Source organism: uncultured Dokdonia sp. (assembly GCF_937910895.1).
Taxonomy (GTDB): domain Bacteria; phylum Bacteroidota; class Bacteroidia; order Flavobacteriales; family Flavobacteriaceae; genus Dokdonia.
The window spans coordinates 1-25,775 of the sequence record NZ_CALEMI010000159.1 but is presented as its reverse complement, the minus strand read 5'-3'; the positions used below and the strand labels follow the sequence as shown (position 1 = coordinate 25,775).

Genomic DNA, 25,775 nt, shown 5'->3' with positions numbered 1-25,775 from the left:
TTCCTTTCTATTTCAGAATAAAAAGAAAACGTATCTAATGGTATGCTTTAGTTTTCTTCTTCATATAAAGAAAAAAATCATCATTTTCTTTTTGGTAATTTCAAAGTATACATGGTATAACAAATCTAAAATAATTTACCGAGGTATCTCATAAAAACCGCTTGCCATTTGAACGAAATAATTATTGAACTGTCAGAAATCAATCCGCGTGAGTTTTTTGGTCAACAAAACGCCAATATAGAATTGCTCAAACGCTATTTTCCAAAATTGAAAATTGTTGCCAGAGGGAACAAAATAAAAGCCTATGGTGATGAGGACTTGCTAGAAGAATTTGATAGGCGGTTTACCATGCTCACCGATCATTTTGGAAAGTATAATAAACTGGATGAGAACGTGATAGAGCGTGTGCTTACAAGTCAGAGTAAATCGGATTACGAGACCTCTAAAGAGAGTGGAGACACGATTGTACACGGCGTAAGTGGGAAATTGATCAAACCTCAAACAGCCAATCAGCGTAAGTTGGTAGAGCTTGCAAAGAAGAATGATATGGTGTTTGCGATTGGTCCTGCGGGAACGGGTAAAACCTACGTAAGTGTGGCACTTGCCGTACAAGCGCTCAAAGAAAAATCAGTAAAACGGATTATTTTAACACGTCCCGCGGTAGAAGCAGGGGAGAATCTTGGATTCTTACCAGGCGATATGAAAGAGAAATTAGATCCATATATGCAACCGTTGTATGATGCGTTACGTGATATGATTCCGCATGAGAAGTTAGAAAGTTTTATAGAAAAAGGCGTGATTCAGATTGCACCTATGGCATTTATGAGAGGGCGTACCTTAGATAATGCGTATGTGATTTTGGATGAGGGTCAAAACACCACACATGCACAAATGAAGATGTTTTTGACACGTATGGGGCGGAGCGCTAAGTTTATCATTACGGGAGATCCAGGACAGATTGATTTACCAAGACGTGTCACTAGCGGACTCAAAGAAGCGTTATTAATTCTTAAGAACGTAGAAGGCGTGGGGATGATCTATCTGGATGATAAAGATGTAATGCGTCACCATCTCGTTAAAAAGGTGATTGCAGCATATAAGGATATTGAGAATAGGAATTAGTTTATGACAAGCTAAAAAATTACTTAAAGAAATTGAATCGAATACTTTTATTATTATTGTTTTTTTTTAATTTGACTTGTTTTTCTCAAACCCAAGCAGAAATGAATAAAGATGCTTATGCGGCACTAAATGAAGCTGACAAAAAACTAAATGAAGTCTATCAGAAGATTTTGATTGAATATAAGGAAGACGTAACCTTTGTGAAGAGTTTAAAAAACGTACAAAGAATTTGGATTCAATTTCGTGATGCAGAATTAGAAATGAAATATCCGAATTATACAGATTCATATTACGGTTTATCTTATCCAATGTGTAGTGCTATCTATTTAAAAGAATTGACTGAGGAAAGAACAGATAAATTAACAATTTGGTTAAAAGGAATTGAGGAAGTCGATATGTGTTCAGGTTCGATAAAAACGAATTGAAGAACATAGGTTTCTGTAATGAGTTTTTCTAACACACATTACGTTTTGACACTAGCAATTAGGATTCATTATTTTTACATCCTAAAACACAACATACAATCAGATCACAACTATGAACACCATCATTGACACTAACTTTAATTTTCCAGGACAAAAGGATTTATACAAAGGAAAAGTTCGCGAAGTATATACCCTTGAAAATGATTTACTACTCATGGTCGCTACCGACCGATTGAGTGCTTTTGATGTGGTGATGCCAAAAGGGATTCCGTATAAAGGGCAAATCTTAAATCAGATTGCCACCAAGATGATGAAGGATACCGAAGATCTCGTCCCTAACTGGCTCGTGGCAACCCCTGATCCCAATGTGGCGATTGGAAAACGGTGTGAACCTTTTAAGGTAGAAATGGTGATTCGTGGGTATATGTCGGGTCATGCGGCACGCGAATATAAAGCGGGGAAAAGAATGCTTTGTGGGGTGTCTATGCCAGAAGGAATGAAAGAAAACGATGCGTTTCCCAATCCGATCATTACGCCTGCCACCAAAGCGGAGATGGGTGATCACGATGAAGATATCTCTCGCGAAGATATTATAAAGAGAGGGATCGTCTCTAAAGCAGATTATAGCGTGTTAGAAGATTATACCCGTAAACTCTTTCAAAGAGGTTCTGAGATAGCCGCGAGTCGCGGACTGATCTTGGTAGATACCAAATATGAATTTGGCAAAACCGCTGATGGCGAGATTGTACTCATCGATGAGATTCATACACCCGATTCTTCTCGCTATTTTTATGCAGAGGGTTATAAGGAACGTCAGGCGAGGGGAGAAGCGCAAAAACAGCTTTCTAAAGAGTTCGTACGACAATGGCTAATTGCTAACAACTTTCAAGGATTAGAAGGGCAAACCGTACCAGAAATGTCTGATGAATACATCACAACCGTGTCAGACCGATACATTGAGTTATATGAAAATATTACTGGGGAAGCTTTCGCGAAAGCGGACGTATCGAATATAGAAGCCAGAATCGAAAAAAACGTATTGAAGTATCTTGGATAGAGTTCTTCTGAAATATACCATACCCACAATCAGCTGTTTTTTATGTTTTTGCTTTTTTTCTTGTAAGGACGTAGAAGTGAAAACCCCTGAAGCATCTTTAGATAAAACCGTGTTGAGTGAACACGAGGTTGAGTTTTTGAACTCGACGCTATGGTTGCCTCCTAATTATCAAAAACTGACCTACGAAGAGCTGTTTGAGATTGCCAAGGTAACCGATGATGCTTTGGTAAATATGTTATTACAATCTGCCAAAGAATATAGGGATCAAGAACAGAAACCTGTGTTTTTTAGAGATGAGTTTTTGTATGGTAATTTTATCGTGGTGTATCCCATGTCCTATCAAAGGCTAGATAAAAGGTCAGCATCGTATTGGATAAGTAGTTATGACGCTAGCTTGAAAATGCAAGATGCGCAATATGGAACAACCTCTGAGATTGTTGAAAAACGTATAAAGCGATTTGGGAGTCATCAAATGATAAAACTCAAAGTAGAAGAAACACGTGCTTTTAATGAAAATCGGAATTTTACGCAATATTATATAAGTGGTAACACACATTCATTTATGGTTATTCACATAGATGTACTGTCTAGTGATTATGAGCTTAATTTTAAAGAACTTTCTTTAGGTAGTAAATAGTAGAGAATTTATCTGTCTTGCATCACGTTGACAACGGGCAGCTCTTTTTCCGAATAGATTTTTGTGAGTGTATCAAAGAGACGTGGGATCTCAATAGGCTTCCATAAAAAACCATCAAACAGATGGGCAAACTCTTCTTGGTTTGCAGAAGTTACATCGGCAGTAAGTGCAAAAATAGGGGTGTGTTGGTTTACATTTTCTGTAGATCGAATGATGCGAGTCGCATCAAAACCATTCATTTCTGGCATGTGAATATCCATAAGAATAAAATCTACTTTAAGTTCTAAAGCTTGTACAATTGCTTGTTTTCCATTTTTTACACGTTTGATAGAGATTCCCCATTTGTTGAGTAATTGTCGTATTACTAGAGCGTTAATTTCGTTATCTTCAGCTAAGATGGCTGTTTTGTTTCGTAGGGCTTTAAACATGTCTTTGTCCATGTGAACAGGCGCCTCAGCTTTCTTAAATTCAAGTTCAAAATTAAAGACAGATCCTTTCCCTTCTATACTATCTACGCTTATGGTATTTCCGTGAAGTTCTATTAACTTTTTGACAATAGATAATCCGAGTCCAGTCCCTCCATCGTTACGTGTCATAATAGACTTAGGCATATAAAAGCTCTCAAAGAGACGCTCTTTTTCTGTAAGGGGAATACCAATGCCAGTATCTTTGACTTTAAATGACAATAAATCTGTATCCTGATGTATTGTCACTGTGTCTACAATAATATATACACATCCTTTTTCTGTAAACTTGATGGCATTACTCACAAGGTTTCCAAGGATTTGGAATAGCTTTGTTTCGTCTATTTCATACGTATTGGCAACAGTATCGCCTATCTGTAAGTGTAATTGTATCCCTTTCTCTTCTGCAAGACTTACATAGGTTTGCTGTATATTGTGTAAGAATTCCTTAAATTTTATAGGGTGTTTTTCTAAGGACATCTTATTAGAATCTAATTTGGAAAAATCAAGGATATCATTGATAATACGCATTAGATTTTTGGAAGAAAATCGAAGCGATGTCAGTAGTTTTTTCTCTTCATCATCAGAGCGTTCTGTTAGTAATGAGATAATACTTGTAACCGCATTAAGGGGTGTTCGTATCTCATGACTCATCGCCGAAAGGAAATTTTGTTTCATAGCTGCCGTTTGCTCTGCACGTTCTTGTTGTGCGACTATTTCGGCTTTTTGACGGGCTAATTCGACTTCATTTTCTTTTGATTGTATTTTTGAAATACGCTCATAATTTTCAATAACTTTTAATGTTTGAGAATTGACAGCAGCATCTTTTTCATCAAGATATTTTTCTAGATATCCTAAGGCTGTTACGTGGTCTCCTTCATCTTTACAAATGGTATACAGAAAATGATAACATTTGTATTTCATCATAGACAGGTTATTTGACGTGCTTATATCTAGTGCTTTTTTTAAGCATATCTTAGCCTTTTCTCTTTCTTCTGTCTTTATAAAAAGTTTTGCCATTTTATTATGACACATCGCCATCGCAAATTGGTCTCCTACATGTTCATGTATCGCAAACGCTTCATCAAAATCTCGTAGCGCTTCATCATACTTTTCTAGGTATGTAAATACTTTACCTCGACCATAAATAGCAAAAGCATATCCTCTTGTATCACCAGTCTCTTTTTTTATAGACACAGATAATTCTATAATATCTAATGCCTTTTTTATGTTTCCTTGTTTTAAGAATATACCAGAAAGAGGATTATATGCATTAGATTCTAGGTTTTTATCCTTTATATCAATCGCGCAAGATATTGCATTTTCATAGGCAATAATGGCATTATGTTGATCTCCTAGGATTTCATATACGGTACCTAGTGTTTTATGAGTTTTGGATTCGTTGTGTTTATCCTTATGTTTACGGAAAATGGTCAAACAATCAATAAGATGAAACATCCCTAAGTGATAGTTGTTTGTCTTATAATAGACCCCTGCTATATTGTACTGTGCCTTAGCGATGCCTAGTTCATCATTGTTTTTCTTGAAATATCTGATGGCTTCTTCAGACATCTCAATAGCCTTTTGATTGTCTGCACTTACCATGTGAAATAAAGCAAGTTTACTAAGACTTTTACCTATAAGAGAAGAGTCATCAAGTTCTCTACTTTTTTCTAACGCTTCTTGTGCAAGCGCTATACTGAGGTGCATATTTTCCCCACGTAGCTGATAAGCTTTATCCAGAAGATGTAGGACTTTTAAAGTAGGGTTTATGTCTTTATTCATTATTTTGGGGCAATAAATTTTAAAATAAAAACATTATTTATAATGTATAAAAATTTTAAAATCTTTTAGTCACTGTCTTGATAACCAACACAAATATACTTTTTTTAATTTTTAAAAATCAATATTGTAGGATTTTTCTTATTTTTTATTATTGTTAAACCATAAATTTAATACAATGTATCTGACTAAGATATAAGACCACTTCGCCTTTAGGCATAAGACGTTAGATCTAATTGTTGATCATTTGAGAACTAGTTGTAAGTAGGTATGTTTTCATTACCTCGGCCTAAGGTACTAATGTCAAGAAAAGCAAGGTAATGTACTAAAAAGCCCGCATACTACATATCCCTATAAATGTATATAAATTTCAATCGCAGACTAGTAAAAAAAAGCGAAGTTGCCTAAAATATAGGCAACTTCGCTTGGGGGTGATTTATATCCATCAAGTATAAATCAATCATTGGGGACTTTAAAACTAATTTCTTTCAAATACCAGAATATCTATTCCTCCGTTTCCTCCACTTACATCTCTAAGTTCTATACGATTTTCTGTTACAGATACGATATCCCAATCATCATTTAGATCTTCAAAATTACTTGATTCTGATACAGGGAAGAAAATATTAAAATCGATATCATCATCATTAGAACTATCATCATCACTACTATTACTATCATCTGTGACAGACCAAGTACCTGTGATCGTATTTGTGCCATTCGTAGCCGTCAATACACCGTCACTTGCAAAGTCAAACGTGTAGCCATTAAAATCTGATGTTTCATTCTGTCCAGAATCATTAAAGTTTGTAATGATCCAAGTACCTGTATTAGCAATACTTTGAGCTTGCATAATCTGAGCGTCATTATTAGTATTACTAGAACTGTCATCGTCGGTAGAACAACTCTGTAAGGTGATCATCCCTACTAGAAAAAAGGCACTGATAAAAAAATTATTCATAGTTTTCATAATTTATATTTTAGTTAGTATTAATGTATCTGTTCCTCCATTTCCGCCACTCACATCTTGAAGTTCTACTTGAGTTTCGGTCACAGAAATGATATCCCAATCATCTTGTAATTCATCTAAAGGTATAGAAGTCCCAAAATTTAACAGCAATTCTGTTTCGTTGTTTATGTGTGCCCACGTTCCGTTAGTTACTGTACCACCATTGGTAGCAGTCGCAGTTCCGTCTATATTAAATTCAAATTCAAATCCGTTAAAATCAGCGGTTTCATCATTAGTGTCTTCTACATAACTACTTACAATCCAAACACTATTTTCTGCGGTAAGCACATCTTCTAAAAACGTATTTTCACCACCATTATTACCATCTTCCTCACACGTGCTTTCAAAACGTAATCTATCGTCATCTCCTATACGTAAGTCTACTTTTACTTCTCCTGTTTCTTCTTCAATTTCGTGGAGCATCCAGGTATCACTTACATTAGCATCTCCAGCGACATCAATAGTGACTTCAATACTATTTGTCATCGTATTGTTTACAGCATTCCAAGTTCCATTAGTAATCACACCATCATCATCTATTGTGATCGTACCATCCGTACTAAAAGAATATAAGACACCATTATACGAATCTTCAAGATCATTGTCATTACGTTCTAGTTTATCTATTTCCCAACTAGGACATTCTGTTAGAATAGAAGCTAATTGATCTGTAGTGCAATTTTCACAATCATCATCATTATAATCGTTATCGTCATCTTCATCACAATCGTCTATGGCATCTTCTATGGCGTCTTCAAGTTGTGAAATGTTATTTACAGTGACTGTATTTCCATCAGAAAGAATAAGGGTTAATGGAAAATTAATAGTAACAACATCAGAATCGTCTAGATTATCAATAAACACATAATGCTCTTGGTCATTAGTTATAGTGACAGTCTCTATAAGTTCATTATTCTGATTAAAAATTGCGTAGGTGATTGGGTATTGGAAATCAATACACTCAATATCATCATCGCTTTCATTTTCTCCAGAACAATCGTCAATAAAAGACTGGAGTTCTTGAGCATTTGTAATGGTGATTTCTGTAAAATCACTCAGGATGATAGTGATAGGGAATACAAAATCCAATTCGTCAATATCATCGTCAAATTCATCAAAAATAGCTTCAATGACATCTAGGTCATCTTCAGAATCGATGATAATTTCTAACCCATCTACAATAACAGTAACTGGTAATTGAATACTTAAGCAGCTGGCATTATCTAAGATGTTATCATTAGATCCATCATTGGTAGCGGTGCGGTTAATTAGGTTAGCAGTAGTAGAGCTGATCTGTTCAGGTGGTGTTATAATTTCTTCATCCTCTGTTCTACAGGCAGTAAAAAGAAAAAACATGGCTACCATTAAAAGTGGTATGTTCTTAAAAAGTTTCATAAAGATTCATTTTTATTTTGATTAGTGAATTACCTTGGTACAAGCCCAAATAGTATTTTAAGGGAAATCATTCGATTTTGAGGCAAGCCTTCGAGTATTTAAATCTCGATTATCGAGTAAAATTTCAGTACATTTAATTGCGAACGTTCATACTTAAAACAACTACATTCTGAAAACTCCTGAAAAAAAAATTAAAAAGTTTCTCATAGCTTTGTAGACCACTTAAAACAACCTTTGTGAAAAAACCATTATCTAGTTCTGTTTGTGAAGATCATATTTTTTCAAAGTTATATGATACCTATGCGCAGTCGTTAGCAAATCATTTATATTATAAGTATGGAGATACTTATAACCCCAAAGATACAGCACAAGAAGCATTTATAAAATTATGGGAGAATTGTAAAAAAGTCGAGATCTCAAAAGCAAAATCGTATCTGTATACGATTGCAAATAATATGATGCTTAATCATGTAAAGCATCATAAAGTGGTTTTGAACTTTAGAAAAATAAAACCCAAAGAATACACCAATGAGTCTCCAGAATTTTTACTTCAAAAAGAAGAGTTTTTAGTGAACTACCAAAAAGTACTAGGCAAATTATCAGAAGAACAACGTGTTGCTTTCTTACTCAATAAAGCCGAAGGAAAGAAACATCAAGAAATCGCAGATGAACTAGGTGTGACTAAAAAGGTAGTTGAATACAGAATTTATAGTGCGTTTAAGCAAATTAAAGAAGAGCTTGAAGGATTTCATTTAAAATAGTTCAGGATATTTTAAGATGAAGTTGTTTTTAGTATATAGAATACGACACGTATGGAAAAAGAATACTTACATAAAAAATGGTTGAATGACGAGTTAACGCTTTCAGAATTAGAAGCGTTTAACAAATTGGACGACGCTCCTTTAAGTCAGGATATCCTACAAGAAGCACAGCGGTTTAGAGCCCCTGATCACTATCTTGTGGATGATTTTGAAACCTTCAAAATTCAAAAAGAGACCAAGAATGATACGCCTACGAAGGTAATACGCCTTCCGTGGATCCAGAAACTATCTAGTATTGCAGCGATTGTAGTGATTACATTAGGACTGTATTATGTCTTTACATCACAAAGTCAAACGACTATTACTACGCAATTAGCTCAAAAAGAAACCGTATCCTTGCCCGATCAATCTCAAGTGACGCTCAATGCCATCAGCTCCATGAGTTATTCTAAAGACACGTGGAATGAAAAAAGAGCAGTATCTTTAGAAGGAGAAGCCTTCTTTAAAGTAGCCAAAGGCGCAAAATTTGACGTAAAAACACATGATGGAGTGGTTTCCGTTTTGGGTACCTCCTTTAATGTAAAACAACGAGATCAGTTTTTTGAAGTAAGCTGTTATGAAGGTTTAGTCAGTGTATCTTACAATAATAAACTCATCAATTTACCTGCTGGAAACACCTTTAGATTGGATCATTCTATAGCAACGCAAGGCACTATTTCGGGAGAAGGTCCACAATGGATCAACTATCGTAGCGTTTTCTCTAAAGTAGCCATTGCCGAAGTATTCAAAGAACTAGAAAGACAATATGATGTACAAATTGATTTTAGCAACATAGATAGCACCATCCTGTTTTCAGGAGGTTTTGAACACACAAATCTAACCGACGCATTAACCGCCATTACAGCCCCCCTACGTATGACCTACACAACGCAAAATAATAGAAAGGTTGTCATACATGACGCAACAAATTAAACGATATCTATATACCGTCATTTTCTTAAGCATTTCCTATGTAGGATTGGCTCAAGAATCTGATCAAAAAATCTCTATCCTAGAGTTCATGACTGCGATAGAAACAGCGCAGGATATCCAGTTTAATTATGCCGTAGAAGAACTAGAGGGAATATTTCTTTTACCGCTTTCGCGAAAGCGGACTCTGCAAGAAAGCCTATCATATCTACAAAAGACAACAGGACTTAAAATTACCAAAGTAGGTACTCGAATCTATTACATCACCAAAGAAAAATCACAAGTTCGTATTTGTGGTTATTTAAGAGATGTTGAAACAAAAGGGCCTATTGTGGGCGCTACGTTAACTACCAAAAATGAATCAATTACTACCGATGATACTGGATATTTTGAATTCACAGAAAATCTCTCCAATACTTTTATAGAAATACGACATATCGGGTATAAAAATGTACTTCGGAAAAGTGATTTTTTTAGTAAAGAGAGCTGTGGTGTGATTCATCTGTATCCAGATGAAACGGCTTTGTCTAGGGTTGTTTTGACAGGCTATCTTGTCAAAGGAATTGATAAAAAGAGTAACGGGAGTACACAAATAGATTTTTCAAAATTCAGTATCCTTCCTGGATTAATAGAGACCGATGTCTTGCAATCTGTACAAGCACTCCCTGGTATTATAAGTGTAGACGAGACCATTTCAAATATTAATATACGAGGCGGTAGTAATGATCAAAATCTACTGTTATGGGATGATATTAAGATGTACCAATCAGGGCATTTCTTTGGGCTGATTTCAGGATTTAATCCTCAAATTACAAATACCGTTTCTATTATAAAAAATGGAAGTGATGTCGCATATACAGACGGCGTTTCAGGAACTATTGCTATGCAAACAGACACCGAAATCACTACCGATTTTAAAGCCTCTTTGGGCGCTAATCTTTTAAGCGCAGATGCATTTGTAGATATCCCGTTCTCTGAAAAATCTTCCATACAGATTGGGGTACGAAAATCGCTGAGTGATCTTGTTACCACGCCAACTTATACCTCTTTTTTTGATAGAATTACCCAAGAAACCGAAGTTCAGGATAATGATATTGCGATCTTAAATTCAAATCAAAAATTTGATTTTTACGATACCTCGTTACGATGGCTCTATAAAATCTCCGATAAAGATCAGATTCGACTTAATTTTATAAACATCCAAAACGAATTGAGTTTTAATGAAACGACCAATGTAGACACCGTATTGGAAACAAGAGAAAGTAGTTTAACCCAAAATAGTATTGCAGGCGGTATTTTTTATGAACGTACGTGGAATCCCTTTTTTAAAACAAGTATTCACGTCTATGAAACCGATTATACGTTACGAGGATTTAATGCAAACCTACTCGCCTCTCAACGATTTTTGCAAGAAAACGTAATCTCAGAAACTGGAATAAAACTGCAAACAGCATATACATTTAATAATAGGTTGAGCCTTCATAGCGGATATCAAGTGGTAGAAACCGAAGTGACCAATCTTAATGATATTGACGAACCTTTGTTTAGAGAATTGAGATCTAATGTAGTACGGACGCATGCTGTTTTTTCACAAATAGCTTATAAATCAGCAGATAAAAATACACGGATCAATGCGGGCGGGCGTTTTACATATATAGATAAATTTGAAAAAATATTAGTAGAGCCACGTTTGAGTATCAACCATCAGTTTTGGGACTATTTTTCTTTAGAAGCCTTAGGAGAATTTAAACATCAAAACACCTCTCAGTTTATTAATTTTCAAAATGATTTTTTAGGTATAGAACGTAGAAGATGGCAACTCGCTAATGATGATGATATTCCTGTGATAGAAAGTAAGCAAGGATCTTTAGGCATCACTTACAGTCGTTATGGGCTCTTACTAAACGTAGATGCTTATTATAAAAATGTAGACGGTATAACTACCCAGAGTCAGGAATTTAAAACTAAGTATGAGTTCACTAGAACCACTGGAAGCTATGAAGCCACAGGCGTAGATGTATTGGTGCGTAAACGTTATGGGAAGTTTAATTCTTGGCTGAGCTATTCTTTTATCAACAATGAGTACACCTTTGAAGCCTTATCAGAAGTAACCTTCCCTAGTAATTTTGATATCACACATTCGGTCACTTTCGGAACGGCTTTTACGACCAATAACCTCAAAATGGCACTTGGCATCAATTGGCGAACAGGGAGACCCACCACATTACCTATAGAAGGTGCTGAGGTTGTTAATAATCAAATCAATTTTGCAGATGCAAACAGTAGCAACTTAGAAGACTATCTGAGAGCAGATTTTTCGGCGATGTATCAATTCAAAACAAAGAAACGATGGCGTGCAGATCTTGGTTTTTCTGTTTGGAATGTAGCAAATACCAATAATACTATTGAGAATTTTTTCCGTGTAGACGGAACATCTACTGTACAAGAGTTTAAGCGAACCGCTTTAGAAACGACTTTCAATACAGTGGTTAGAATCTATTATTAGTGAAACGCTGTTTTGAAAAGTCTGCAAGACGCATTCAAAATAGCTAGTTGAACTAATCCCGCTTTTTTAGCGGGATCTCTTTATGTTTTAACGTAACGCTGTTTTGCAAAGTCTGCAAGACGCATTCAAAATAGCTAGTTGAACTAATCCCGCTTTTTTAGCGGGATCTATGGTTTAATACCTCGACCCTTGGATCGATTTTCAGTATCCAAGGCTTGTCCTAGGGTTTAATACCCTTCATTAAAAACTTCGCACATATCCAATACCTAATTCTGTAAAGTCAGCTTGTCCAAGATTTGCATTGATAAAAGCACCTGCATATAGATTATGTTTTGGAGCAGCATCTGTCCCTATAAGGTAATACTTAAGGCCTATACGCGTATTGATCGCATTTTTAAATTTAAACTTAGAGTTCAATTCGCCAAGTACCCATCCTGGGGGTATTTCTCTAGGTGCCAAATCCCATCCTTCATTAATTTTCCAATCTATCTCGTAGGCAGGCTTATGGAAGTTAGTACCAAATTGCAACTCAATTCCTACGTGATTGAGCAATAATTCACCTTTTACAAACAGCCCATAATTGGATGCATTATGCCAAGGATTATCTCGTAAAGAAGCATATTCTTCTCCGTCCTGTACTAATGATTCATTATCATTGATGTAATCATAGTAATGCTCATACAATCTATAAAAAGCACCAACACCTATTTTAAGCGTTTTGTTATAGATTTTTCCGTATTCGGCAGAAAGCGTGTACACTTCTTTCTTTTCATTAAAAATAGACACATCACTAAATACATTCTGACCAATCCCTGTTCGTATGGCAATATAGTTTTGAACTGTTCTTTCTGGTTTTTCAAGTGTTTGGGTATTTTTCGCGTAAGCGCGATATTTTACATTTTTGATCTCTGCAGAAACACTTACTAAGAACGAATTATATCCCTGATTAGGTAATCTCGTATGTCCGTTAGAGTGATGAAAAATCCCAGCACCAACTCTATAGTTTACTTTTTCCCTTTGTAAAAAATTATAGTGTATAAACGCTCTGAAAGACCATGTGAAGTCAGTGCTGACAGCCCGATTAAAAAAGTTAGTTTCAAAATCATACTGCTTGGTAAAATACGAAGTCCCTATACCTATCTGTGTGGTTAGACGTTGACTCTTAAATGCATTAAATTCCAAAAAAGGCATGAGGGTAAATGCGCTTCCTAGACGGTCTGAGTTTCCAAAATTGGTATAGCCTACACTTATTCCTGTACGCGGACTATGAAGCCAATGTGCCCACTTTTGGGGATTGTTTTCGTGATGCCAAAACAGATTAAAAATTGCTTGTGTTTGCAGGTTTCGTTCAGGAAACGTCTTATTGGAAGCGGCTGAAGTACCAAAAACAAACTCTGGAACGATCGTTATAGGGGAGGTGTTTTCTTGTCCCAATACACCTTGTAAATTACTGAATAACAGAAAAAATATAGATAAGTGTAGGCATCTTTTTTTTATCAAAACGCACGTAGGATTCTTCATGTAATTTTTAAAATTTGCAAAGCGGGAAGATAGTTTAATTAATTAATCTATAGAAAAAGGGCGATAAGTTGTAGATTTAAGCAATTAATGAGACACATTATTTATGGAAAAATTAGACGCGATAATAGCTGCTTTTTCAAGTGCCGTTTGGGGGATTCCTCTATTGGTTTTATTAATAGGAGGCGGACTTTTTCTGTTGATCTATTCTCGTTTTTTGCCTTTTCGGTATTTAGGACATGCCGTTCAAGTGTTACGAGGAAAATATGATGATCCAGATGATCCTGGAGAAATTAGTCATTTTCAGGCGTTAACAACTGCTTTGTCTGCTACTGTTGGAATGGGAAATATTGCTGGGGTTGCTGTGGCTATTGCGATAGGAGGGCCTGGTGCGGTTTTCTGGATGTGGGTAAGTGCTGTCGTGGGGATGGCGACTAAGTTCTTTACAGGAAGCCTTGCTGTGATGTATCGCGGTACCGATAGTGAAGGCGTCGCACAAGGAGGACCGATGTATTTTATTACGGAAGGCATGGGCAAAGCGTGGAAACCGCTTGCTGTCTTTTTTAGCGTCGCAGCTCTTATTGGTGCATTACCCGTTTTTAATGTTAATCAGTTAACGCAAGCAATCAATGATATTTTACTAAAACCACAAGGCATTGAGGTCGGTCTCAAGACGAATTTAATCATAGGAGGGACGCTTGTGATCATTACAGCTATTGTGGTTTTAGGAGGTTTGAATCGCATTAGTAAGACAGCATCTCGACTCGTGCCTTCTATGGTAGGACTCTATTTTATAGCCGTGATGTATATTCTTATTCAAAATATAGAAGTCGTCCCCATGTATTTTAAGATGATTATTACCGATGCTTTTTCGGCAAGTTTATATAAAGGCGAACCCTTATACGGAGGGATTTTAGGAGCGTTGATTGTATTAGGAATCAAGCGAGGTGCTTTTTCTAACGAGGCGGGAATTGGTACCGCACCCATGGCGCATGGTGCCGCCAAAACTGCAGAGCCTATCCGCGAAGGGCTCGTGGCGATGCTAGGTCCCGCTATCGATACACTGATTGTTTGTACGCTAACCGCACTGGCAATTCTGGTCACAGGCGTTTGGGAAAGTACTGATGTGAACGGAGTGAGCCTTACGGCAACCGCTTTCGCGAAAGCGATCCCATCGGTAGGAAAATATATATTATTGGTTTGTATTGCCGTATTTAGCATCTCGTCACTATTCTCTTACTCCTATTATGGATCTAAGAGTTTAAGCTTTCTAGCTGGCGCGAAAAATAAGAAGTATTACAATATTTTTTATGTAGCGAGTATTATGTTAGGCGCCACCACATCGCTTAGTATGATGATTAATCTAATTGACGGCGTGTTTGCACTTATGGCGATTCCTACTATGTTTGCGACCTTATATTTGGCACCCAGAGTAATGAAGGAAGCCAAAAAATACTTCAGTAGTTTCAAAAAAACGAATGGCTAATTCTTTACCCTTCATTAGGATATAACTATCTTTGCACTTTATTAAAAAACGGAACGAATGCAAGACGGTATTTACGTAAAATTTAGTACGCCAAAAGGCGAGATAGTAGCACAATTAGAGCACAAAAAAACTCCAGGAACGGTAGGGAATTTTGTAGCACTAGCCGAAGGAAATATGGAAAATGGCGCTAAGCCACAAGGAACTCCTTATTACGACGGATTAAAATTTCATAGAGTCATTCCTGATTTTATGGTACAAGCAGGATGTCCTCAAGGAACAGGAACAGGAAGTCCAGGCTACCAGTTTGATGATGAGATTCACCCAGAATTGATCCATGATGCACCTGGTAAATTAAGTATGGCAAATGCAGGACCTGGCACTAATGGAAGTCAGTTTTTTATCACACACGTAGCAACACCTTGGTTAGATGGTAAGCACACCGTGTTTGGATCTGTGATCGAAGGACAAGAGGTGGTCGATGCGATTGAGCAAGGAGATACGATGGACAAAGTGACGATTATACGTCAAGGAGCTGAAGCAGAAGCTTGGAACGCGATCGAAGCATTTAGAACTTTTGAAGGTGCTAGAGAACTAAGAATCGCCGAAGCTAAAGCAGCACAAGAAGCCGAATTAGATAAAATAGCCGCTGGTTTTGAAAAAACAGAAAGTGGTCTTAGATATAAAATGATCCATAAAGGAGACGGTGCAAAACCAGCTTCTGGGCAAACGGTTTCTGTACATTATAAAGGACAATTACCTGACGGGACAGTCTTTGACAGTTCGTACAAGCGTAATGCACCGATTGATTTTCCTATCAATCAAGGACAAGTCATTGCAGGATGGGATGAAGGGATTATGTTATTAGGTGTAGGAGACAAAGCACGTTTAGTCATTCCTTCAAATTTAGGTTACGGAAGTCGTGGTGCTGGTGGAGTAATTCCTCCAGATGCAACCCTTATTTTTGATGTGGAACTTGTTGCTGTAAAGTAAGTTTTCTATACGTGTTTTATACGCTTTCGCGAAATGTCACACTGAGCTTGTCGAAGTGGCGTACTCAGAAACAAAACATACATACGATCCTAGTTGTATAAACTGTGGATAACTACTTATAAAAAAGTGTCTATTTCGATAGGCACTTTTTCTATTTTTGAGGTATGGAAGCACTCAAATACCCAATAGGCAGATTTACGCCACCAGAAACGATTTCTGACGAAAAATTAAAGGAATGGATCACCATTCTAGAAGTCTTACCCGCGCAATTACGTGACATGGTCAGTGATATGCCTGACACTCGACTTGACACTCCATACCGACCAGAAGGATGGACCGTACGCCAAGTGGTACATCATCTAGCGGATAGTCATCATCACAGTTATATTCGTTTTAAGTGGGCACTTACTGAAGACAATCCAATCATTAAACCGTATCTGGAAAATGAGTGGACAGACCTCCCAGACCTCAAAGGAATGCCTGTGGAGTGGTCTTTAAAACATTTGGAAGCAGTACATTATAAATTGGTGCGTTTGCTACGCTGCCTAAGCGATGAGCAACTAGAACGCACGTTTGTACATCCCGATGGAAATAAAGTGATCTCTTTGCGTCAAAACGTAGGACAATACGCATGGCACGGAATGCATCACTATATGCACATCGCCAATTTAGTAAAGAGAGAAGGTTGGTCTTAAGATATTGATTTCCTCATTCTAGCCTTCTCCCAGAAGAAGAATAATTCACTTTTTAGTTCCCCTTTTGGAGAATTAGGTAGCTACTTGTGTGATCTCTCCTAAAGTTTGTCCAGAGCTTGTCGAAGGATCGATACGACTCGGGATTGTTTTACTCAAAGACTCACCACTCAAGACTTTTTTAGTCCTAATTCCTAATTCTTTTAAGTCCTGCATCCTTTTCGCGAAAGCGAACTATTTATCAAGATTCAAGGATAAAAATGTACTCTTATGAAGGTTCGAGAGATTTTTCTCGTTGAGGAAAGGCGCCATTTAGTTTTGTTACGAAGCTCTATGCGGGGGATTCCTAGTTGAATTTAGGAAATCCTTATTGTTCATATATGTACGAATCATATTTTGAAGAATAAGAAGTTCTTGCTCTTCTTCTTGTATGGACGTTCTAAAGCTCTTAATAATGTCTTGCGTTAAGGTTTCTGACTCTGATATTTTTTGATTCCTGACTTTCATCTTTCGAGTCATCCGAGCTATATAAAGGAATACAAAAGCAAGTATGATAAGAAGTCCTGCTAAGAATCGGATGCTACTTATAATTTCTTTTTCAAGAGACTTTTCTACAACTGTATCAAGCATTTCAACTACATCATTAAAATTATTTTTATTTCTTGCAGCTTCTATTAACGTCGCATTTAAACCACTACCGGCAAGCTCTATATAATGTTGTTTGGAGTCTTTGATAAGTTCTTCACGGATATCTGGATCTGACAGAATCACACTAGGATTTATTAGAAAAAAGACACCTACTATAATAAGCCCTATCCCTAAAAATATAGATAACGTTCGTTTTACAATTAAATAGGAAGAACCAAACCATCTTCCCTTTTTTGACCCAGAAATAGTAAGATATACTTTTTCTAGCTCATTGCTTTTTTTTAATAAAATACCCTGACGTTCTATCTTCTTCCCTAGAAGTTCTTGGAGTGTTTCTAAATTGGTCATATTTATATTTATTAATTAGGCTTAGGGGCTTTTTAATAAATAGTAACGGCTAATCTAAACAATTTTAAGCACTGTTTGTCAGTTGTTTATTGAGATTTATTCACAAATTAAAGATGTGATGAGTATTCTACATTTAGAATAATAGGTTTGAAAATAATTTTGCTCCTTCCTACTGGCAGGCAAGTTCGAGAAAACAAACTATTCACAACTAAGGAAGGATATAAGTCGTCACTTTCGGAGTTAGAGATTTCTTTCCCTTCCGTCTATATCTCGTGCTTCTATATAGCCACCTTCTACTTCGGCGGACTCAGCACAGGCATCGCTGAGGGAAGGAGTTTTTTGTTACCTCATCCTAGCCTTCTCCAAGAGGTAGAAGGAATTGTTTTCGGTTTTTATTGTTTTGGAGTTTTTATTAATTTAATGATGCGTCAACCGTGTAATGACGTCTGTGTGTTCAGGAAATAAGGCCACTAATTCTTTCCTACTAGGAAGCACAAAATCTTTAAAATCAAAACCAGGCGATACGGTACAGCCAACAAAAGAAAAGGTGTCCACGCCTATAACTTCTGCAGCGAACCAATCGCCTCCTTTTACGACCAACTGAGGGACTTCTCCCGCAAGGATATTTCGTCCAATGATATGTTGTGAATAGACACCTTCTTTTAAAATGATATGCAGTAGGATCGAAGCGCCATCATAAAAATGCCACATCTCATCCTGATTGATTTTATGAAACGCCGAAAAATTGTCAGAGGTCAGCAAGAAGTAAATGCCTGTTGCATGGCTTCTGCTTCCGTTGTATGCATCTGAAAGACATTCTTCGGCAATGTTTCCTTGACTTCTATAGGTTTCTTTATAGTAGCCTCCTTCTGGGTGGGGTTGGAGGTCTAGGGATTTGATGAGGGTTTCTTTGGTGTTCATAAAAACAAATATAAATCTTTCTTTAACCTCAGAATTATTTACGGATTAGAAATTTATATGGAAGATACTGGTATTACGCTGTCGCGAAAAGAATTACAGGAGCTAATTGATGGGAAGGAAATTGTAACCTATTATGAAGCCTTAAAGAAAGTACATTATCTAGGGATGTATTTTGTCCCACCAGAATTAGTAGATCTTTCTGCGTCTGTGAGTATACCATAAAAGAAGTAATTGACTATGCTTTTTGTTAATCATTGCTTACTTTTTCAGTTCTTTCATAAAATATTCTATCTCGTTTCTTTGGTTTTTACCCATTTTAAATAAAATTATCGAAGAAATTATAGTTAAAACCCCCAACCCGATTGCAACCAATTTCTCCCCTTCAAAAACACCACTTTTCAAAATCCTAATTGATGCCCATATCACTGAAATACCTAAGAATATGACAGTTGGGATACAAGCAGTAAAAAATTCATGTTGATTTCTCATTGCTTCATGTCGTTTAGTAATAAATTCATTTTCTAAACCAGCTACAAATAAAAAATCATCAATACTATTAAATGATTTTTTTGATTTGTATTTTAGGTTATTACTCAAATATACAGCAATGGCTCCAAGACAATATGAAAATATAAGAGTTGGAATTGTTACAACTATTCCCCAAGTTGAAGATTTCGATAATTCTTCAACGAAAGGATAAATGTTATAAAATCCACATGTAAACATGAAAATAGATACGAACCAAATAGTTCCTATTGCTAATTTTAAAGTAAATATGTCTAGGCTAATTTTTTCCATATTATTCGATATTACTGCTAAGTTGTACTTAACCTAATTTGTATATTATTTAATTTAACAAATACAAACCAAATAGAAAATCGACAAGGATTTTCGTAAGTAGGTTTACCATATATCATCCAATTCGTCAAATAAATTACCTTCGTCAGTTTCAATATCTTCCTTAATAGCATCAACTAAATATAAAGATTCTTTAGCTCGTGTTAAAGCGACATATTTTAAATTATTTTCTTGTACCGTTTCCCACGGTTTATGACCGTCTTTTTTCATAGGTAGTTTGTCATAGTTCAATATAAAAACTCTATTATTTTCCAATCCTTTAGCTTTATGTATAGTAGAAAGTTTAATAGCTTCTTCGCTTTCGGTCACTAGTCCTTGAATTCGTTTTACTAATTCATTTATTGTTGATACGTCTAAATGGATTGATGCTTGTCTTTGTAGAAAATTTATTCTTCTTTCAATGTATTCTGTCTCTTCTTTAATAAACTCTTCTTTTGATGAATTATTGGACATTTTTTTTGCTTTCTTCTCAATAAAATAGATATTTCTCTCTTTGACTTTTTCAAAGAAGTCGTAGCTATTTTTAAATACGTTTCTTGTATTTAACTCTTGTTTCGAAAATAAAAAACGAAGCTCATTAAATAAGTCTTTTACGTCATCTTGGTGGATATTAACTTTTCTGTTATTCTCAAGTAAAACAAAGAGTAATGTTGTTAAAGGTGCCTTTGTTCGACTTATTATTAAATCTCCATCCTTAGCAACTTCAATAACTTGATTGAATTCTATTTTTTCAATTATTCCTTCTTTGTCTTTAAATGGTTTTATATCTTTTCTAAAATTCTGTGCATATTCAATTATATTATTTGGACATCTAAAACAAAAAGACAAAGTCAGTTTATTGTGGTTCTTAAGTAAATCTTCAAATCGACTAAAAGATTCAATATCTGCTCCAGTAAAACCATATATTGATTGGCAAGGGTCGCCAACAGCAATTACACGACCAGATTTTTTTACATATTTCAAAGCAATAGCTAATTGTGCTTTGGATAAATCTTGACACTCGTCCACAAAAAGTAAATCATATTTTTTGATTGGATAAAGTTCAAATACTTTTGGTAAGTATAACATATCTGTTAAATCGATGTAATTATGGCTCTTAGCAATTTTATTTCCTTCTTCTAAAAGTTGTTCGGTTCCTTTGAAAAGTATATCAATAATTTTATCAAGTATTTTTTCGTTTGTTTTGTTTGGGTCAATAATATTGAAATGGATTACCATTTCTTTAAATCTAAAAAAATCCTTTTTTTCTAATGTTAATCTAAATTTATCAACCGAGTTAAGAAGTTTGTTTTTAAAAGAATTAAAGTAATTATTTAATTGACTTTTTTCAAAACTGTTTTCTGGCTCAGGACTTATGTCATATAATTTCAAATAACGTAAAAAAGATTTTTTGTTGTAGCTTTCAACTGACCTAGCTATTAGATTATTATATTTTTGAGGCTTTATATTATAAGGAAGTTCATTATTTGATTTTAGTATTTCATACCCAAGTTGATGCAAGTTTTTAACTACAATATTATTATTATCTTTTTTAGTAACTCTGCTTTGAATTTCGTCTCTTATACTTTTATTAAAAGCACAGAAAAGTAAAGTTTTTTGTTTATCAACAAATCCAATACTTTCAATTATAGTCGTTGTTTTTCCGGAACCAGCTACAGCATCTATGATTCCGTGATTTGAATCAAACTTTATAAAATTGTATATTTTTTCTTGTTCAGGTGTTGGTGTCATTTAATTCAATTCAATTCAATTCAATGGTTGGTCAAATTACTGGCAACTAATATATAATGTTACCTAAAGTACTATAAAAAAACATAAACTTCTTATGCTGATCACTTTTGTTGAAAAGTAGGAGGTTATTTATAATTGTTTACAATTACTTTTGAAATTTAGGAAAAACTGGCTTAACTTATTTACGGTTTTCCACAATAGTGTTAAAAAAACAAGATCGCTTTGCTAGAAGATTAAAGAGTTTGTAGTATTCTGACAAACTTCTTTTGATAGTAGTGTGTTGCTCCCCTCCGTCTGTATCTCGTGCCTCGATCCATCCACCTCCCCTCGGCAAGGGGAGGAGCTTTTTGTTTTAGTTTTTATAGAATGTTTAAGTTACCCCTTTGGCGATTAGGGGGCTTTCCTTTTCGCAAAGCGGAATACATACATTAATCAGTAATAGTCTTTAAGTGATTATTTGAGCCCGTCATTTGCCAATGTGTTAAGGATACAGGGATATTTCCGATACTATTGAGCGTGTCAAAAAAGTCTTTTAGAACAAAGGGTTTGCCTTGTGATTCTTGGATTCTGGCATAATCTGCCAAGGCATTTTCTAGTAAATATTTACCTGTAATATAACTGGTGCCATATCCTGGTTGACGTAAGTACAGATGTTGTTCAAAAATGAGGAGTTCTTTTTCCGTCTTCATCCAACCACGAGGGGTGTATTCACTATGAATCCCTCCAGCTTCTTCCATCGTCATCTCATTGGCATGGGCATATAAGGATCCTAAACCTCTTGCTGCACGTTGGGCAATCATGATGTACACAATCTCTTTGGTTCTTGGGCTATCATCATATAAACCCGCTTGCATAAATAATTCTTCAACAGCTGTGGCGGTGCCTTCATTTCTTGAATCGAAAATGTTATATAGTAAAGGTCCTTTTCGGATCTCACTTTTGTGTGGTTCAGTATCCATACGAGCTAATTCAAACCAATGGTAAAAATGGGAGTATAAAGGTCTAGGGTCGTAGTGTTCTCCTATGGTGAAAAAGTTTCGTTTCTCCTTGGGGATAAATTCGCCTAAATGTTCACGTAAAGCTGTATCGAAATAAGGTTTTACAGTCACAATGTCTTCCTGATTCAAAAAGGTAATCAGGCTTTTGGCGGCCTCATCTGCCATTTTGTTATAAGCTTCTGGAGAGTTGGCATCTACTAATTCTGGTAATTTTCTATTTCTGTGCTCTTCTAATTTTAGCGAAGTCCAAGCACGTGCGAGTTCCCGTTTTAGAATCATTACTTCATCATCCCAAGTTAAGGGCACCAAGTGTACATTTTGTAAATACCACGTATAGTTTTCTTTGCCGATTCCTGATGGACCTGTTTTTGATTTGGATTGAGCCTGTAACCAAGTCACCAAATCATTTGTGGAGGTGATGGCTTCATCTATCACTAAAACTAATTCGGCATCCTCTTTTATTGTCGCTTGCTTTTTTAGATCGGTGAGCACCACACTCTGATTTTGAATATCCCGAATGCCAGTGATCCATAAATCTCTAGCATTTCCTGTTAAATTTTCCGTTGCTTGGTCATTGAGGGGAGCGATTACTTTTAGGTCTGTGATCAATCTATTTCTTTCTTCTGTCGACAACGGAAATGTATACGTCCATAGTTCTGTGGTGCCATGGTTGGTTGGTCCTTCATGAGCTGGCACATCACTTCTGTTAGACCAAACTGATTTATAAAAAGCAGGGTCACGAACCCAAGGTTTTAAAATTCGATGGTTAAAGTCATAGCCATTCATTTCAGCCCAGACAATCATCCAATCCACTTGATTTTCTACAGGCCAATTTGTGGTGTCAATCGATTGTAATCCTGACTGTAACTCTTTGAATTTTGGCAAACGTTTTTCAAAAGTTTGTTTGGTATAATCAGGAGCGCCATCACGGAGCGGTGGTTTTTCAAATGTTCTCCATTCTTTAAATAAGGTTACTAAAGATGAATAATCATTAGAGGTGAACTTTTCTTTTTTAGTTGGGGTTTCTGGGGTAGCTTCTTTTTTATCTGTTTGACAGCTAAAAAAGAGCGTTATTAAAAGAGAAAGAAGGATGGTGGTTGTTTTCATCTGATGATGGTATATTTTTTCTTTGTTCCGCTAAAAGCAATATCTTAGAATTGTTGCGGACTTCATAAAAATACGTAAACCTTTCGGTTAAGTCAGAAGTTCGTATTGTTTATCGATTTTGTTACGGCTTTTTGTTCCCTCATCCTAGCCTTCTCCCAGAGGGAGAAGGAACTGTTTTTACTACCGATTCGGAGTTTAGGGATGTTTTAGAGAATATATGAGTTCCCCTTTGGGGCTAGGGGATTTCAGTTCGCCCCTTTGGGGGTTAGGGAGCTTACCACTTAATAATCGAGCTCGCCCATGTGAAGCCACTACCAAAGGCAGCGAGTACCACCGTGTCTCCTTCTTTTATTTTACCTTTTTCCCAAGCTTCTGTAAGTGCGATAGGAATAGAGGCTGCTGTGGTGTTTCCATATTTCTGGATATTGTTAAATACCTGATCGTCGGTAAGACCAAATTTCTTTTGGACAAACTGAGCAATACGAAGATTAGCTTGATGCGGAATCAGCATATCAATATCGTCTGCGGTGAGGTTATTCTTGGCAAGTCCTTCTTTGATGACTTCAGAGAAGCGAACAACAGCATTTTTAAACACAAACTGTCCGTTCATATAGGGGTAATATGGGATATCTTCGGTGGGGTTGGTGGCGATAATTTCTGGTACCCACTCTTCTGTGCTTGGTCCTCTAAGTGAAAGCTCCAAAGCATGCTCTCCTTGGCTGTGTAAGTGTGACGAAAGAATTCCTTTGGTCGTATCTTCTTCACGAGTCAAGACAGCAGCGCCAGCGCCATCTCCAAAAATCACAGAGACAGACCTGCTTCTTGTAGTAAAGTCTAGACCACCACTATGATTTTCAGCGCCGATCACGAGTACATTTTTATACATCCCAGTTTTTATAAACTGATCTGCGGTAGCCAATGCGTATACAAAACCACTACATTGGTTGCGGACATCAAGCGCAGGAATGGTTTTCATGTCCATAAGATGTTGTACTTGTACACCACAACCAGGAAAGTAATAATCAGGGCTTAATGTGGCAAAGACAATCATATCAATATCTTTATTGGTCAATCCTGCACGTTCTATCGCAATGGTAGCGGCTTTTGCGCCCATTTTTGATGTAGAGTTGCCGTCTCCTTTTTTGATGTGACGACGTTCTTTAATCCCAGTACGTTCCTGTATCCAGGCATCATTGGTATCCATCAGTTTGGATAAGTCGTCATTAGTAACAATATTTTCAGGAACATAAGCGCCTAATCCGGCGATTCTAGAATTATACATATAGCTGTTTTTAAAAGTCACACGATCAGTGGATGACATAAGATATTTTTGTTATATACGTTTTCACGAAAGTGAAAAAGGCGTAACACAAATATATGTTTTTGGTTGTATCTTAAGAAGAAAGAACGCCTTGTTTAGTATGCACGCATAGTAACTGATGAGGTAACACGATTTTAGCCATAAAAATGTCGCATATAATTGAAATTAAGAATACAACATTTCATCATTAAAGGCTATAAATGATAAAAGGTATTAAGCTCCAGAGCAAGCTCTGTACATTAAAAATCGACCCTTGGGTCGAGATACTAAACCATAAATCCCGCTGAAAGCAGGATTAGTTCAACTTATTATTTTGTAGGCGTCTTTCCGAATTTACAAAACAGTGTTTTACTAATAAAAAGAGCGCTCCAAGGAGCACTCTTTTCAAAACAACCTAACCAAATAAGTGAAAAGTATAAACTAATCAATTATTAATCTTTATGCGACACGTTTTTTATATGTGTATTGTTCAAAGTTATTTACTTTGATACGACCTCCTAGGTCGTGCATTAAATTGTAAAGTCCAAAGAAGGTTCTGTTGATGTATAGGAAGTGCTTACTACCGCGGTTTCCGTTCATTTTTCGAATCTCCGTGTCTTTTGTATATTTTTCGCCTAAAGCCGCAATCTTATCAAAGAATGTCGTGTCTTTAAAATCGAATGTTCTTTTTGAAAGTGGAAGCGCAGAAGGTATTGTACACGGCCTGAAAATAAGCAAATACTTTTTAGCTATTATGACGCTATTTTTTATTCCATAATATAATTCTATGTTCAGAGTAAATGGGGCTGTCCACTAAGTGAAATAGACCCCACAGTTTTTGAACCAAAGACTTAAGTCATAAGCCTTTATTTTCATGTCACATGTAAGTTGAATAGTGCAACTGGCGTCATTGATGAAAGTGTGACTATCTATAACTAATCCAATAAACATATGGTAACCATCTGGCTTTCTGTTTTAATCACTTTATGAATGAGAATGTGTTGTTGTTAGTAGCAAACGAACTTATGAAGGCAGGTGAATGAAGTTAAAC

22 protein-coding genes and 1 pseudogene are annotated in these 25,775 nt (G+C 36.1%); 11 read left to right on the top strand and 12 right to left on the bottom strand.

The genetic code is table 11. From position 1 onward, the window contains the following. Positions 1-168: 168 nt before the first annotated feature. The 4 genes from Q0505_RS18920 to Q0505_RS18905 all read left to right on the top strand — a co-directional run bounded on the left by Q0505_RS18920 (position 169) and on the right by Q0505_RS18905 (position 3,241). The gene (locus Q0505_RS18920) at positions 169-1,122 is read left to right on the top strand and encodes a PhoH family protein (RefSeq protein WP_299216361.1); all 954 of its coding nucleotides are present in this window, start codon (positions 169-171) and stop codon (positions 1,120-1,122) included. A gap of 32 nt (positions 1,123-1,154) precedes the next feature. Further along, complete coding sequence (locus tag Q0505_RS18915; protein WP_366519451.1) at positions 1,155-1,547, top strand: lysozyme inhibitor LprI family protein; 393 nt, start codon at positions 1,155-1,157, stop codon at positions 1,545-1,547. 112 nt (positions 1,548-1,659) lie between these two features. Then, the gene (locus tag Q0505_RS18910) at positions 1,660-2,604 is read left to right on the top strand and encodes a phosphoribosylaminoimidazolesuccinocarboxamide synthase (protein ID WP_299216355.1); all 945 of its coding nucleotides are present in this window, start codon (positions 1,660-1,662) and stop codon (positions 2,602-2,604) included. A gap of 76 nt (positions 2,605-2,680) precedes the next feature. Beyond that, positions 2,681-3,241, top strand: a complete 561-nt coding sequence (locus Q0505_RS18905; protein WP_299216352.1) for a hypothetical protein — start codon at positions 2,681-2,683, stop codon at positions 3,239-3,241. 8 nt (positions 3,242-3,249) lie between these two features. On the opposite strand, the gene Q0505_RS18900 is transcribed toward Q0505_RS18905, so the two are convergent. The 3 genes from Q0505_RS18900 to Q0505_RS18890 form a co-directional block, all read right to left on the bottom strand. Beyond that, positions 3,250-5,490 carry an ATP-binding protein gene (locus tag Q0505_RS18900; RefSeq protein WP_299216349.1) on the bottom strand — a complete coding sequence of 747 codons (2,241 nt, stop codon included), beginning with the start codon at positions 5,488-5,490 and terminating at the stop codon, positions 3,250-3,252. Positions 5,491-5,965: 475 nt separating this feature from the next. Beyond that, positions 5,966-6,448 (bottom strand): hypothetical protein, encoded by a 483-nt coding sequence (locus Q0505_RS18895; RefSeq protein ID WP_299216346.1) that lies wholly within the window; start codon positions 6,446-6,448, stop codon positions 5,966-5,968. A 12-nt stretch (positions 6,449-6,460) separates the two neighbouring features. After that, a complete protein-coding gene (locus Q0505_RS18890; RefSeq protein WP_299216343.1) occupies positions 6,461-7,891 on the bottom strand; it encodes a hypothetical protein in 1,431 nt (476 codons plus the stop codon). 236 nt (positions 7,892-8,127) lie between these two features. On the opposite strand from Q0505_RS18890, the gene Q0505_RS18885 reads away from it, so the two are divergent. Genes Q0505_RS18885 through Q0505_RS18875 form a run of 3 tightly spaced genes read left to right on the top strand, consistent with a single transcriptional unit; the run spans position 8,128 to position 12,127 of the window. After that, a complete protein-coding gene (locus tag Q0505_RS18885) occupies positions 8,128-8,652 on the top strand; it encodes a sigma-70 family RNA polymerase sigma factor (protein WP_299216340.1) in 525 nt (174 codons plus the stop codon). Between the two features lie 51 nt (positions 8,653-8,703). After that, positions 8,704-9,624, top strand: coding sequence for a FecR family protein (locus Q0505_RS18880; RefSeq protein ID WP_299216337.1), 921 nt, complete (start codon positions 8,704-8,706; stop codon positions 9,622-9,624). Continuing rightward, positions 9,608-12,127, top strand: coding sequence for a TonB-dependent receptor (locus Q0505_RS18875; protein WP_299216334.1), 2,520 nt, complete (start codon positions 9,608-9,610; stop codon positions 12,125-12,127). Before Q0505_RS18880 ends, Q0505_RS18875 begins: the two co-directional genes overlap by 17 nt. A gap of 240 nt (positions 12,128-12,367) precedes the next feature. Here Q0505_RS18875 and Q0505_RS18870 read toward each other — a convergent pair whose 3' ends face one another. Continuing rightward, the gene (locus tag Q0505_RS18870; RefSeq protein ID WP_299216331.1) at positions 12,368-13,561 is read right to left on the bottom strand and encodes an acyloxyacyl hydrolase; all 1,194 of its coding nucleotides are present in this window, start codon (positions 13,559-13,561) and stop codon (positions 12,368-12,370) included. A 190-nt stretch (positions 13,562-13,751) separates the two neighbouring features. Here Q0505_RS18870 and Q0505_RS18865 point away from each other — a divergent pair, with 190 nt between their 5' ends. The 3 genes from Q0505_RS18865 (at position 13,752) to Q0505_RS18855 (ending at position 16,816) form a co-directional block, all read left to right on the top strand. Next, positions 13,752-15,131, top strand: a complete 1,380-nt coding sequence (locus Q0505_RS18865) for an alanine/glycine:cation symporter family protein (protein WP_299216329.1) — start codon at positions 13,752-13,754, stop codon at positions 15,129-15,131. 57 nt (positions 15,132-15,188) lie between these two features. Beyond that, positions 15,189-16,121 carry a peptidylprolyl isomerase gene (locus Q0505_RS18860; protein WP_299216326.1) on the top strand — a complete coding sequence of 311 codons (933 nt, stop codon included), beginning with the start codon at positions 15,189-15,191 and terminating at the stop codon, positions 16,119-16,121. Positions 16,122-16,285: 164 nt separating this feature from the next. Then, positions 16,286-16,816, top strand: a complete 531-nt coding sequence (locus Q0505_RS18855) for a YfiT family bacillithiol transferase (protein WP_299216323.1) — start codon at positions 16,286-16,288, stop codon at positions 16,814-16,816. A 72-nt stretch (positions 16,817-16,888) separates the two neighbouring features. Here the strand turns inward: Q0505_RS18855 and Q0505_RS18850 are convergent, their stop codons facing one another. The 3 genes from Q0505_RS18850 to Q0505_RS18840 all read right to left on the bottom strand — a co-directional run bounded on the left by Q0505_RS18850 (position 16,889) and on the right by Q0505_RS18840 (position 18,730). Next, positions 16,889-17,029: a hypothetical protein gene (locus Q0505_RS18850; protein ID WP_299216320.1), complete on the bottom strand. Its 141-nt coding sequence runs from the start codon at positions 17,027-17,029 to the stop codon at positions 16,889-16,891. A 105-nt stretch (positions 17,030-17,134) separates the two neighbouring features. Continuing rightward, positions 17,135-17,809, bottom strand: coding sequence for a hypothetical protein (locus tag Q0505_RS18845; RefSeq protein ID WP_299216317.1), 675 nt, complete (start codon positions 17,807-17,809; stop codon positions 17,135-17,137). A 417-nt stretch (positions 17,810-18,226) separates the two neighbouring features. Further along, entirely contained in the window at positions 18,227-18,730 is a 504-nt protein-coding gene (locus Q0505_RS18840; RefSeq protein WP_299216314.1) for a cupin domain-containing protein, read from the bottom strand. Between the two features lie 57 nt (positions 18,731-18,787). On the opposite strand from Q0505_RS18840, the gene Q0505_RS18835 reads away from it, so the two are divergent. Next, the gene (locus Q0505_RS18835) at positions 18,788-18,952 is read left to right on the top strand and encodes a hypothetical protein (protein WP_299216311.1); all 165 of its coding nucleotides are present in this window, start codon (positions 18,788-18,790) and stop codon (positions 18,950-18,952) included. A 36-nt stretch (positions 18,953-18,988) separates the two neighbouring features. Here the strand turns inward: Q0505_RS18835 and Q0505_RS18830 are convergent, their stop codons facing one another. The 5 genes and pseudogenes from Q0505_RS18830 to Q0505_RS18810 form a co-directional block, all read right to left on the bottom strand. Continuing rightward, positions 18,989-19,528: a hypothetical protein gene (locus Q0505_RS18830; protein WP_299216308.1), complete on the bottom strand. Its 540-nt coding sequence runs from the start codon at positions 19,526-19,528 to the stop codon at positions 18,989-18,991. 105 nt (positions 19,529-19,633) lie between these two features. Next, entirely contained in the window at positions 19,634-21,319 is a 1,686-nt protein-coding gene (locus Q0505_RS18825) for an ATP-dependent helicase (protein WP_299216305.1), read from the bottom strand. A gap of 428 nt (positions 21,320-21,747) precedes the next feature. Beyond that, entirely contained in the window at positions 21,748-23,424 is a 1,677-nt protein-coding gene (locus Q0505_RS18820; RefSeq protein ID WP_299216301.1) for a hypothetical protein, read from the bottom strand. 274 nt (positions 23,425-23,698) lie between these two features. Beyond that, entirely contained in the window at positions 23,699-24,706 is a 1,008-nt protein-coding gene (locus Q0505_RS18815) for a beta-ketoacyl-ACP synthase III (RefSeq protein ID WP_299216572.1), read from the bottom strand. A gap of 477 nt (positions 24,707-25,183) precedes the next feature. Continuing rightward, positions 25,184-25,408, bottom strand: a pseudogene (locus tag Q0505_RS18810) (AarF/ABC1/UbiB kinase family protein); the annotation flags it as partial. Between the last annotated feature and the right edge of the window lie 367 nt (positions 25,409-25,775).